Origin of the sequence: Streptococcus sp. HMSC065H07, assembly GCF_001837325.1 — a bacterium.
GTDB classification, from domain to species: Bacteria; Bacillota; Bacilli; order Lactobacillales; family Streptococcaceae; genus Streptococcus; species Streptococcus salivarius_H.
This window is the reverse complement of record NZ_KV832038.1, coordinates 78,832-92,210: the sequence shown is the minus strand read 5'-3', so window position 1 is coordinate 92,210 and position 13,379 is coordinate 78,832. Positions and strand designations below refer to the sequence as shown.

Sequence of the window (13,379 nt, the reverse complement as noted above, 5' to 3'; positions counted from 1 at the left end):
CTTGGCCATTCTTATCTGACCAGATTGGAACACGAACTTCTTGGACTGCCTTGCCGCCACCTGAAACATTGGTTACGACAACATCAAATCCATTAGAGGTTTGGTTGGTGATCGTCAATTCCCCTGTTACTTGAGATTCAGGGACTGTGGCTGTAGTTTCAGTAATATAAGTTCGCTTACCATCCAACATATAGTAAAGATGCACAGAATAGGTACCAGCATCGCCCTTGTGGCTGGCTTTATCTACATGAACCTTGTAGCTACCATCTGACTGTTTATCAGCATGATACCAAGTGAGGTCATCTTGACCATCTTTATCTGACCAAATTGGAACACGAACTTCTTGGACTGCCTTGCCACCACCTGAAACATTAGTTACGACAACATCAAAGCCATTAGAGGTTTGATTGGTAATCGTCAATTTTCCTGTTACTTGAGATTCAGGGACTGTAGCTGTAGTTTCGGTAATATAAGTTCGCTTACCATCCAACATATAGTAAAGATGCACAGAATAGGTACCAGCATCGCCCTTGTGGCTGGCTTTATCTACATGAACCTTATAGCTACCGTCTGATTGTTTATCGGCATGATACCAAGTAAGGTCGTCTTGACCATCTTTATTTGACCAGATTGGGACACGGACTTCCTGAACTGTCTTGCCACCACCTGAAACATTGGTTACGACAACATCAAATCCATTAGAGGTTTGGTTGTTGATGGTAAGGTTACCAGAAACACGGTTTTCTTGTGGTTTAGACTCAGTAGCTTTCAAGGTCGCAATATCCACATAACGACGTGTACCACTATAGCTAATATAAGAAATCCATTGGTGGTTATCCGCAGTCAAGACCTTGTCATAGTTCACTTTGTAGCCTTTTTCCAAGGTATAAAGTGTTTCTGCAGAAGCCTTAGGTTCATTTTTAACATTCAAGCTACGTGTCACATTATAAGTACCACTTGCTGGAAGCTTTTCAGCACCAGTAGTTTCTGGTTTTGCTTGATTAGTCTCTGTTGGTTTAACAGTTGGTGTTTCAGCTTTGGCAGGTGTCAAAGTCGCAATATCTGCATAATAGCGAACATAGTCATACCCAAGGTAAGAAATCCATTGGTGATTATCCGCAGTCAAAACTTTGTCATAGATAACATGGTCACCCTTACTGAAAACAAAAGTAGGTTTGAGGTCTGCTTTTGGTTCTTTCTTAATATTTGTGTCACGTGTAAAGTAGAAAGTTCCTGTCGCTGGGATGTTCAAAGCACCTGTTGTGGCTTGAGTGCCATTAGAAGGCTTACCATCCCCATTACCACTATTACCGTTACCACTACCAGCTGCCACTGGTTTCACTGGCGCATAACGACGCACGCCAGAGTATGATTTGTAGCTAATCCATTGATAGCCGTCAGCCGTCACGACTTGATCGTAAAGGACGCTGTCTCCTGGATTTACATAAAATTCAGCCTTGGCAGACACCTTGGGTTGATTCTTAATCTCTGTACGTTCCTTGTAGACATAAGTTCCTTGACTTGGAAGGTCGCTGTCTGTAGTTGTAGCTGGTTGGCTCACCAAACTAGTATTGACAGCTGCTCTCGTTAAGGCAGATACATCAAGGTTAGTGGCTGTTTCAGATGAAGCATTTGTGTTCCTTGTCGCTTCTGAGCTAGCAGTTGTTGATTCAGAAATTTTATCTGCTGCTTGTGAGGTACTAGCACTCATTTCACTTCTAGCTTCGCTAGTAGCAACTTCACTGGCTGTTTGACTCGTTGTTGAGGTTTCGCTAGCTTTCTCACTTGATGCCACTCCATTAGTTGCTACGCCACTGAAAATATCAGCCGCTGTTACGGCATCACTATCTGAAGTCGCACGCAAAGTGGCATCTGAGGTCGTTGCAGCTTCATGGTGTTCGTCAGCCAAAGCTTGACCCGCAAAGACCAAACTAGCTCCTAAAAGAACTGACGCAGCCCCAAAAGAATATTTACGAATTGAAAAACGTTGTTGTTCGTGTAAAAATTTTTCTCGTTTCATATTATTATTTCTCTCTATCCAATTGTTGTTACCGATTGATTGTAACACTAGATGACAAATATTACAACTAATTTACAAAAATTACTTAATATTTCTCACTTGCCCACTAGTATACCAAATTTTTTGACTTGTTCCCACTTAAATCATAAACTGTCCGATTTTCGTCATAATCGACAAAAATGACTGATTATACTTATATATTCGTTGTTTTTCCAAAAAAAATGGAAAATAAAGTAAAAACACGACAGCTTTAAATGCCATCATGTTTCATTTTTGAACCTTGTATCAATGTCCTACATCTGAATATGAAATGTAGTATCGTTGACCATCTTTAACAAAACTATACCAGTTTCCATCAGGTAAAATTTCATATTTGTCCCAATCAACATCCCCTGCAGGAAGTTTAGAAACAGCTCCACTGTCTTTATCTGGCGCAGCGTAGACAGGTGTTTCCGCATCAAGTGTCAATGTTCCAGAAGTAGCTGTCCAAGCACCTCGACCACCTTCAACTTGAGAAGCTGGTGTTGTTGCTTCAGCCACTTGTCCACCATCTGTAGCGCCTGCTTGAGCTTGTTCTTGAGAAGAAGCTTTAGGTGCTACTGCTGAGGCCTGATTTCCATTTTCTTCATTTGAAACTGCTGAAGATGATGATTGAGTTGATTTTTTATCCTTCTTCACAGCCTTACTTGAGCTTGAAGATGACTTCTTAACCGTTTTGGCTGGGCTACTACTTGTGCTAACACGTGCCGACTCATGACTATTAAACTTAGTCACTAAGAAGACAGCGAGGATAACTACAATAAGAGCTAATACGATACCAATAAGTTTGCTTGTATTTTTCATGAGTGATGTTCCTTTTCTGATAATTTACTAGGTTATTATAATATAGAGAAAGCTAAATTTTTCATCGAAGTCATAAACGGTCGTTTTTTCGTCATAATCAGAAAATAACATTTAAAATAAAAATACTATATACATCAAACTGCCATGGGTTTTGGAACAAGCATCTTAGCAACAATCTCTTTTTGTTTAGCTTTTGAAACCAAACATGACTCTCCGTTTTCAAAATAAATAATACCTAACTCTTTGTCCAATCTCACAATGTTTTCGGGATTTACAACAAATGATTTATGGCATTTATATAGTCTGCAATCTTGTTTCACAATTTCTGACAATTGACCATAGAACTCTATCTGCTCTTCCGTTGTATGAAGAATCACCTTATGAACTGTTGGAGATGTTTCAAAATAAAGAATCTTATGAAAAGGAACTTGTATAGTTGCATTCTTTGTATCTACCGTAAAAGCACACTCTATTTGGCTAAGACCATTTTTAGAAAGTGCTAATCCAATATCAGAAATAATCCTATCTTCATATTCAATATCAGGTAAATTCTTGTCAATAAAATCAAGTGCAGCTAAGCGATACTGAAAGGTTGAAGGTAGGAGTTCGGGATGTGCTGTGATGAAAACAATACTAGCATAAGGATCTCGCTCACGAATCTGTTGAGCAACCAATATTCCCCCTTCGATATCACTATCAGATTCAATATCTAGAAAAAAGAGTAAATGCGAGCCCCTTTCCGTAATACGCTCTAATAATTGATTGGGTTTATCGTATAAATTGACCTTCCCAATTCTTAAAATATATATTTGTTTAGACTTGTGGATGGCATCCTCAAGACGAGCTTGTTGAAAATAATCTTCTTCTAAAACAAAAATATCTAACATGCTCAATACCTCCGTTTTATAACATTTCCTTTCAATAACTTGATGAATTAGCTACTTATAGAACGAATCCTATACTTTCATCTTGATTCTACAACTTTCGCTAATTTACGACAAATATTTTCAAAACATATTGAACAATATATTTATTCAACTCTTGAAACTAAAAAAACACCACCCTCAAAAGAGAGTGATGTTACGAATCTTAAGAAATATCCACATAGCGTCTTGCACCGCTATAGGTTACATAAGACAACCAGGTGTGGCCATCGGCTGTTATGACCTTGTCATAGCGAACGGACATGCCTTTATCATAGTAGGCTAACTCTGGGCTTGCAACGCTTGGTTGAGCCTTGATAGAGCTAGGTTTAGTAAAGGTATAGGTGCCAGTTGCCGCTAAGCTTGGACTTGCTGGTTGAGTAACTGCTGTTGCCTTAGCATCAATAGCAACGTATCGGCGGTTGCCTCCATGGCTGACATAAGAGAGCCATGTATGACCATCTGCAGTCACCAATCTGTCATAGTTAACGGACATACCAGCATCATAGTAGGCCAACTCTGGACTTGCGACACTTGGTTCTGCTTTAATGCTAGAGCGTTCCTTGAAAGTATAGGTACCAGAAGATGGTGTACTTGGTTGAACTGGTTGTTCTACTGGTTTAGTCACACTTGTTGGTGCGATAGCCACATAGAAACGATGCCCTGAATAGCTGAGATAAGAAAGCCATGTATAGCCATCATTATTGACAACCTTGTCATAGTTGACTGACATGCCAGCATCGTAGTAGCTAACATCTGGGTTGGCTACCAAAGGTTGAGTCTTGATGCCAGTACGAGCGGTAAAGGTATATGAACCTGAAGCTGGAAGATTATGGCGAGTTGCATTTTGAACTGGAACAGTTGTGCTAGTGCCTCCGATACCTACCATCTTACCGTCTTGAACATAGTAGAGATGGACAATGTATTCGCCTGCTTCAGACTTATGGTCGCTAACATTGATACGAACCTTGTAGCTACCATCACTTTGTCTGTCGGCTTGGTGCCATACAAGATCATCTTGGCCGTCCTTAGCTGTCCATACTGGAACACTCATACCTTGGATAGCTTTGTCACCACCAGAAACATTAGTGATATGAACGTCAAAACCGAGGTTAGAGAGGTTTTCAATATTGATAGTACCGCTTGGTTTGCTTTCTTGTTGAGCAAGTTTAGCCACGGCTACATAACGGCGGTTGCCATTGTAGCTGAGGTAAGAAAGCCATTGGTAACCATCACCACTGACAATCTTGTCGTAGTTGACTGACATGCCAGCATCGTAGTAGGCCAACTCTGGACTTGCCACACGAGGTTCTGCCTTAATGCTAGAGCGTTCTTTGAAGGTGTAAGTTCCTGCATCAGGAAGGCTATAGCTAGTAGTTGTATGAGTTTCTTCAACCTTGGCAGGAACTGTATAAGTTGTGCCACCCACACCAACTAATTTACCATTAGTTTCAACATAGTAAAGATGAACATTGTAGAGGCCACGTTCATTCTTGTGGTCAGTTAGACTGACGTTAACCTTGTAGTTACCATTGTTAAGACGAGTCGCATTGTACCAGATAATGTCATCTTGACCATTCTTTTCAGACCAGATTGGAACAGACACTCCGAGGACACCGTTTTGATCTGATACATTACTGATAACCACGCTAAAGTCACCATTGTTATGACTTTCAATAGAAATGTCGCCTCTTGGTTTAGCTACAGCCTCTGCAGCAGCACCTAGGTCGACGTAACGACGGGTGCCATTGTATGACACATAAGAAATCCAACGGTGGTTGTCCGCAAGCAAAGATCTATCGTAGTTGACTGACATACCTGGATCAAAATTGAACTCAGTCTTGGCAGTCAAGCTAGGTTGGTTCTTCACATCTGCAGGTTTAGTAAAATAATAAGTACCACGTTCAGGGATGGTTTCATCTCTAGTCGCTTCAGTGTTGCTACTAGTGTTTTCAGACTTCAAAGCTGCGATATCAGCGTAGTAGCGTTCATAATCGTAACCAATGTAAGAAATCCATTGATGATTGTCTCTCTTCAAAACCTTATCATAGATAACATGGTCACCTGCACTAAAGACAAAGGTAGGTTTGATATCCATGATTGGTGCTGTACGAATTTCAGTGGTGCGACGGAAATAGAAAGTACCGTTTGATGGGATATCAAGAGAACCATCAGCAGTCACAGGACCATCCACACCAGGTTGAGGAGCATCTACAGCTTCACGATCAGTAACTCTAGCTTCTGCTACTTCTGAAGTTGCTGAACGGTTAGTCTCACTTGCTGCTTCAGAGCTAGCTACTGATGACACTTCAGAACGTGGACTAGCCACTTCTGATTTAGATACAGAAGCAACAGCAGATGCAGAATGGACAACCTCTGCCGGTACTTCCAAAGAAGCAGCCTCGCTAGCCACTACACTACTAGCTTCAGAAGAAGCAACTTCACTGCTAGCAAGCTTAGGTCTTGGCGCTTCAGATCTTGAAGCTGGTTGATTGAGGACATCAGTAACAGCTTCTGAAGTTGCCTGGTCAATTTGAAGTGGTTCAGAATTATTTACAAAAACTTCATAATCCTTGCTGGTACTTGTGCTGTTGGCTTGTTCCTGAGCCAAAGCATGTCCACCAAGCATCAAGCTCGCACCAATCAAGACTGATGCAGCTCCAAAAGAATATTTACGAATTGAGTAACGTTGACGTTCCTTAACAACATATGCCTTTCTCATTTTGATCACTCTCACTTTCTAGGCTGTTTGATAAACATTGGAACCGTTTTCACATTTCTATTATACTCCTTTGAAATATTTTTTACAATTATTTCAATATTATTACTAAAGTTTTTAAAGAAAAAAAGATAGGATTTTCATCCTACCTTTTCAAGTTTCTTTTATTGTATCACATCTTAGAGCTGTTCTGCTACCGCTGAAAGAAGATCTTGGATACCATTGGCATCGCTACCACCGGCCATGGCCATATCTGGTTTACCACCACCACGACCTGATACGATTGGTGCGAGAACCTTGATAACATTACCTGCGTGAACGTCTTTAGACTTGCTTGCTACAAGAACATTAACTTTTTCGCCAATGTGAGCTGCAAGGACAAGGACATCAGAGTAGTCTGCTTGTTTCCATTGGTCTGCAAAGGTACGAAGGGCACCTGCATCAGAAACTTCTACTTGGCTAGCAATGTAACGAACACCGTTAGCTTCTTTAACATCTTTGAAGACGTCACCAGCTGCAGCTGCAGCTGCTTTTTCTTTAAGCGCAGCATTTTCTTTTTGAAGAGCATGCAACTGCTCTTGAAGGCTAGCAACTTTGTTAGGTACTTCTTTCAATTGTGGTGCCTTAAGTGTTGCTGCGATTGCTTTAAGGGCATCTTCTTCTTCACGGTAAGCAAGGTAAGCTTCACGTGATGTCACTGCCAAGATACGACGTGTTCCTGAACCGATACCTTCTTCTTTGACAATCTTGAACATACCGATTTCAGCAGTGTTGGCAACGTGCGTACCACCACAAAGCTCAACAGAGTAATCACCGATTGAAACGACACGAACATTCTTACCATATTTTTCACCAAAGAGGGCCATAGCTCCCATTGATTTAGCAGTGTCAATGTCTGTTTCAATAGTTGTTACTGGAGTGGCTTTCCAGATTTCTTCGTTGACTTGTTCTTCGATAGCACGCAATTCTTCTGGAGTTACAGCCTCAAAGTGAGTGAAGTCGAAACGCAAGAATTCTTGTTCATTAAGAGAACCAGCTTGAACAGCATGATCACCAACGATATTATGAAGGGCAGCATGCAAGAGGTGAGTCGCTGTGTGGTTCTTCATAACACGGTGACGACGTGTGTGGTCAATTTCAAGTTTGTAGTTAGCACCTACAACAAGTTCACCTTCAACCTCAACAGTGTGAAGGGCCTGTCCATTTGGCGCACGTTGAACGTCAACAACACGCGCAACGACTGTACCAGCTGCATCTGAGATCGTACCGTGGTCTGCTACTTGTCCACCCATTTCAGCGTAGAATGGTGTTTGTTCAAAGACAAGGAGTGCTTGACCAGAATTTACACTATCATGACGAGCATCGTCAGCAACGATTACGCTCAAACGGCTTTCTGCTGTTTCAGCCTCATACAAGAACTCAGATGGTTCAGTGATGTTGGCGAGTGTTTCATTTTGCATACCCATAGAACCACCTTTAACCACGCTAGCACGCGCACGTTCTTGTTGTTCTTTCATGGCAGCTTTGAAACCTTCATGGTCAATCTTGAAGCCTTCATCCTCAGCCAACTCTTCTGTCAATTCCACTGGGAATCCATAAGTATCGTAAAGTTTAAAGATATCTTTACCTTCAAGCGTATCTTTACCAGATTTCTTAAGGTTAGCAAGAAGCTCGTCAAGCATGCTTGAACCCGCATCGATAGTACGTGCAAAGGTCTCTTCTTCACGTTTAACAATCTTCTCGATAAAGTCTTTCTTCTCAAGAACTTCTGGGTAATAGCTTTCCATGATTTGACCAACAGTTGGAACAAGTTTGTACAAGAAAGCATCAGAAATGCCGAGACGACGGCCGTGCATTACGGCACGACGGAGAAGACGACGAAGGACATAACCACGACCTTCATTACCTGGAAGGGCACCATCACCAATGGCAAATGCCAATGAACGGATGTGGTCAGCGATGACCTTGAAGCTCATTGTGTCACCATCTGGATCATAAGTTTTACCAGACATTTTTTCGATTTCACGAATGATAGGCATGAAGAGGTCTGTTTCAAAATTTGTTTTAGCCCCTTGCATTACGGCTACAAGACGTTCAAGACCTGCGCCCGTATCAATGTTTTTATTAGGAAGTTCCTTGTATTCTGAACGTGGAACAGCTGGATCTGCATTGAATTGTGACAAAACGATGTTCCAAATTTCAATGTAACGGTCGTTTTCAATATCTTCTTCAAGCAAACGGATACCAATATTGTCAGGGTCAAAGTCTTCGCCACGGTCAAAGAAGATTTCAGTATCTGGTCCTGAAGGTCCAGCACCGATTTCCCAGAAGTTATCTTCAATTGGAATCAAATGACTAGGTTCAACACCACAAGCAATCCAGCGGTTGTATGAATCTTTATCATCTGGATAGTAAGTCATGTAAAGTTTGTCTTTTGGAAAATCAAACCACTCTGGGCTTGTCAAAAGCTCATAACCCCATTCGATGGCTTCATCACGGAAGTAGTCACCAACTGAGAAGTTACCAAGCATTTCAAACATTGTGTGGTGACGAGCTGTCTTACCAACGTTTTCGATATCGTTGGTACGGATAGCCTTTTGTGAGTTGGTGATACGTGGATTTTCAGGAATCACAGAGCCATCAAAGTATTTCTTCAAAGTGGCAACCCCTGAGTTAATCCAAAGAAGGGTTGGATCGTTAACTGGAACCAAGTTAGCTGATGGTTCAACAGCGTGACCTTTTGATTTCCAGAAATCAAGCCACATTTGACGAATTTGTGCTGAAGTAAGTTGTTTCATTGTTTCTCCTTAAATAAATGTTTCTTATTTTGAGCTATTCTCGAGCATTTCCACATAGTCAATAGCAACACACAGGGAAATGGCCAAATCGGCGTAAGTATTTTCATAAACAGTAACAGTATAGGTCGATGTCAGATGGAAGAGCTCCTTTTGAATCCTAGCAACTACCTGATTTTGACTATTAAGTAGTTGAAAATCCAAGTCCCAAATATTACCCTCTATTCGCAAGCCAAGATTATCGACATCATACTTATCACGAAGAAGGGTTAATTTTTTTCGAATGTAAAAACTCGAACCATCCTGCAAGTCTACTGTAAACTTAGGCAAGAGACTAAGCGGCTCCTTGGTGATATGACTAATCTCACGACCATCCTCACCAAAAATTGTAAAGGTCTTTGGAATCTTGAAAAAGGATCCTTCAACCTGATAGGCAACTCTACCTTGATCATCCTTGATATCAAAGCGTTCGCCACCCAATCGAAACTTCTGTTTGACAAAATAGGTTTTCATACGCTACCTCCAATATTGTCATACATTTCATTCAGAAAATACCCAAAGAATAAAAGACAAGACCACTAAACGAAGGGCGACGTGAACCGCGGTACCACCTTCATTCAATGAACTTGTCATTCTTATTTGTCTTTAATTGTGAACTTTGAGTAGCAAGTAACCAGATTCGTCCATGGCTCGCAGCGACCGCCATTTTTCTGTATCAGAAGCGATGATTACCAATCTCAAAGGGAAGGCTAAAAATGTCATGATATTAGAACTTTCAGCCACTCTCCATTTTAACGTGTTTTAGGTCTTAGGTCAAGCTGATAATAGCATTATCAACTCTATCTTGTGATTTATTTGCTAGAGCTTGATGATGAACTTGATGAAGCTCCAGAACCAGTCACATACTGGTCAAGAATTGCGCTAAAGGCCTTATCTACAACTTTAACGTTATATTTCTTAAGGACCTTAGCAATCACTGAGTTAGTGAAGTTAGTATCAGATTTCTTACCATTGATGATAACCTTAGTCAAATCATCCTTATAGTTTTTCCAATCTGCATTTTTCTCAGATTTTGAAACAGTTTTGACGATGTAGTAAGTCGCAGCACCAGTTGAGCTGTTTGAAACAGTCACTACGTCAGAAACGGCATTAGCATCTTGTTTGAAGGCTGCTGTCAAAACATCTGCTGGGAAGTCTTGAGAAGCTGAGTTAACTGTCTTAGAAGTCACTTCCAAGCTGTTATCTTTAGCAACTTGTGAGAAATCTGCTCCTTCTGCCTTAGCTTCAGAGTCTACTTTATCTGCAACTGCTTTATCAGTAGTTGAAACCACTTGCACCTCTGTATTTGGTGTGTAGTTATCGTAGGCAGCCTTGTAATTTGCTTCCGTCAAATCTTTTTGTGCGGCTTGGTTAACAGCATACTCAACCAATTTTTGTGTACGGATTTGATTACGGTATGACTCTTCTGTTTGACCATAGGCTGCAAGTACTTGTGAGAATTGATCTCCGTATTGTTCTGAAGCTTGCTTATAAGCTTTGTCAACGTCTTCTTTGCTGACCTTGCTACCATATTCTTTTTCAAGAGCCTTTTGCAAAGTTGCACTCAAAACACTTTGTTGTGTTTGGCTGCTACCTTTAAGTGAATCAAAAACATCACCAACAGTAACAGTATCACCTTTCATAGATACCAAAGTTGTTTCTTCAGTTGTTTTGTTACCTAGAGAAACATACATAGCACCTGCACCAACGAGAGCTGAAACAGCTACAAGGGCAAGACCCCCAAGGAAGCGACCACCTGAGCTTGGTTTACCAGCATCACGTGTCTTTTTAGTTTTAGCACGTTTAGCTTTTTCTTTCGCTTTTTCACTGGCGAGGGCGATGCTTTCCTCTTCTTCTTTTTGGCGATCAAGATGCTCTTGTTCTGCGTCTTTGTCTGCTACAACCTCTTCAACAGTTTCTTCTGTTGACTCAAGGTTTTCATTTTCTTTAGCCATTCTATCTACTCCTTAAATTGTCAATATCTCTGTTATTATACCACACTTACTTAAATAATGCTTAATCTGGCAAGATAATATTTTCAGAATTTTTCCGAAGCATAAGAAGTCCATCACTCATAGGTACCAAACTAGCAGTTAAACCAGGGTTATTTAATGTCGCATCAAAAAGGCGATGTAAACCACGGTAGATAGTACGTTGACCACGGCGAACCTCCATAATGTCTTTAGCAATATCTCCTCCTTGGAAGATATCATCAAAAACAATCACACCGCCAACCTTAAGACGTTTTAGGATTTCAGGCAGAAAGACGATATATTTAGACTTGGCTGAATCCATAAAGACAAAATCATAATCAGTGTCCAAATCTTGCAAGACTTCTGCTGCATCCCCCTCAACCAAGGTAATTTGTTTGCGGCTGTCATACTTGGCTAGATTTTCCTTGGCAAAGCCAATCATTTCTTCATTACGATCAACCGTCGTAATCTGAGCATCAGGTGCATACTCAGCCATAAGAAGGGCTGAAAAACCAATAGCTGTTCCTACCTCAAGGATTTTCTTAGGCTGCAAGGTCTGCAACAAAAATCGGAAATAAGCAACAACTTCGTGCTGGATAATTGGAATATTTTCCTTACGAGCAAAGGCTTCCAGTTCAGCCAAATGCCCTTTATTTTCTTGAAGATGCGTTCGCATGTAGTCCACGATATCCTTGTTGACTACAGGACGTCGCATGTTGTGATTTGCGTTTTTACTATATGATTTAACCATGTGTTTTATTATATAAAAAATCCCTAGCGAGTGCTAGAGATTTTTCTTATCTATAAATCAAATCGTCATCATTAGGCTACTTGACGTAACCCCCTCTTTTTCAAGAGGTAAGCAATGACCAAAGCCACCACGTAAAGAGCGATGAAAACAAGCAAGGTCATCTGGTATGATTTTGTCAATTCGTAGGTTACCGACAAGAGCATTGGCCCCACTAAGGCCGCCATCGCCCAGGCAGTCAAAATATAACCATGAAGGGTAGCCAACTCCTTTGCCCCAAAGATATCGCTAAGGTAGGGAGGAATCAAGGAGAATCCTGCCCCGTAGCAAGTCATCAGAACAGCCATCGCAACCACAAAGACAAGTGGCACTTGTAGAACAATTAGGAGGACGGCCATAACAATATTAACCACAAAGAGGAGAATAAAGGTCTTCGGACGCCCAATATAATCCGACAAGCCTGCCCACAGAAGGCGACCAAAACCATTAAAGATTCCCATAATACCTACAACAACCGCCGCTGATTCCGCTGACATCCCAACCATATCTTGAGCCATTGGAGAAATAGCAGAGACAAGGGCTAAGCCACAAGAAATATTGATAAACAGAATAAGCCATAACCAGTAGAAAGTTGATGATTTCAGAGCCTCATTAGCCGTAACTCCCTTGCTCAAATCAGCAGCCTGACGGTTTGGACTCTTGTCAGCCAACAGTTGTGCTTCCTCTACACTTGGTCGTTTAATGAATTGTGAGACAAAAAGCATAACAACAAAATAAACAACTCCCAAGATATAAAAGGTCTGTTCAACGCCACGTGCCTGAATCAGATATTGAGCAATGGGACTAGTTAGCAGCGAGGCAAAGCCAAAGCCCATAATGGCAAGGCCAGTCGCAAGGCCACGCTTATCAGGAAACCACTTAATAATAGTTGAAACAGGCGTAATATAACCCACACCCAGTCCTAGACCACCAAGAATACCATAACCAAGATAAAGCATCCACAGCTCTCCATGAGCAATGGCAACTCCTGTCAGAATGTTACCCCCAGCATAGAGAACAGCCGACATACTTCCAGTCACTCTAGGACCAAATTTTTCAACCAGACGTCCCATGAAAGCTGCAGAAAGCCCTAGACAAAAGATGGCCAACGAAAAGGCAAAAGAAACTGAAGATTGATCCCAGCCAGTCTGGGCCATAATAGGATTACGATAGATACTCCAAGCATAGGTAGAACCCAACATAAGATGGAGTAAGACACCACACGTTGCTACAAGATAACGATTGGTTGTTTTCACAAAAACCTACTTTCTATTTCTGAA

At 41.2% G+C, this 13,379-nt stretch carries 9 protein-coding genes; all 9 read right to left on the bottom strand.

Features of this window, described 5'->3' with window-relative positions; all coding sequences use genetic code 11:
• Positions 1-2,020: SH3 domain-containing protein (locus HMPREF2637_RS06600; protein ID WP_141760027.1), on the bottom strand; the 2,020-nt coding region annotated here is incomplete at its 3' end.
• Positions 2,021-2,305: 285 nt separating this feature from the next.
• The gene (locus tag HMPREF2637_RS06595) at positions 2,306-2,863 is read right to left on the bottom strand and encodes a hypothetical protein (RefSeq protein WP_064523799.1); all 558 of its coding nucleotides are present in this window, start codon (positions 2,861-2,863) and stop codon (positions 2,306-2,308) included.
• 134 nt (positions 2,864-2,997) lie between these two features.
• Positions 2,998-3,750, bottom strand: a complete 753-nt coding sequence (locus HMPREF2637_RS06590) for a response regulator transcription factor (protein ID WP_064523796.1) — start codon at positions 3,748-3,750, stop codon at positions 2,998-3,000.
• Positions 3,751-3,952: 202 nt separating this feature from the next.
• Positions 3,953-6,508, bottom strand: coding sequence for an SH3 domain-containing protein (locus HMPREF2637_RS06585; protein WP_064523793.1), 2,556 nt, complete (start codon positions 6,506-6,508; stop codon positions 3,953-3,955).
• 176 nt (positions 6,509-6,684) lie between these two features.
• A complete protein-coding gene (gene alaS, locus HMPREF2637_RS06580) occupies positions 6,685-9,303 on the bottom strand; it encodes an alanine--tRNA ligase (RefSeq protein ID WP_013990152.1) in 2,619 nt (872 codons plus the stop codon).
• 24 nt (positions 9,304-9,327) lie between these two features.
• The gene (locus tag HMPREF2637_RS06575; RefSeq protein ID WP_064520603.1) at positions 9,328-9,813 is read right to left on the bottom strand and encodes an LURP-one-related/scramblase family protein; all 486 of its coding nucleotides are present in this window, start codon (positions 9,811-9,813) and stop codon (positions 9,328-9,330) included.
• Positions 9,814-10,151: 338 nt separating this feature from the next.
• Positions 10,152-11,294, bottom strand: coding sequence for a peptidyl-prolyl cis-trans isomerase (locus tag HMPREF2637_RS06570; protein ID WP_014633987.1), 1,143 nt, complete (start codon positions 11,292-11,294; stop codon positions 10,152-10,154).
• Positions 11,295-11,355: 61 nt separating this feature from the next.
• Positions 11,356-12,063, bottom strand: a complete 708-nt coding sequence (locus HMPREF2637_RS06565) for an O-methyltransferase (protein ID WP_070839719.1) — start codon at positions 12,061-12,063, stop codon at positions 11,356-11,358.
• Between the two features lie 71 nt (positions 12,064-12,134).
• A complete protein-coding gene (locus HMPREF2637_RS06560) occupies positions 12,135-13,355 on the bottom strand; it encodes an L-lactate MFS transporter (protein WP_070839717.1) in 1,221 nt (406 codons plus the stop codon).
• Positions 13,356-13,379 lie beyond the last annotated feature (24 nt).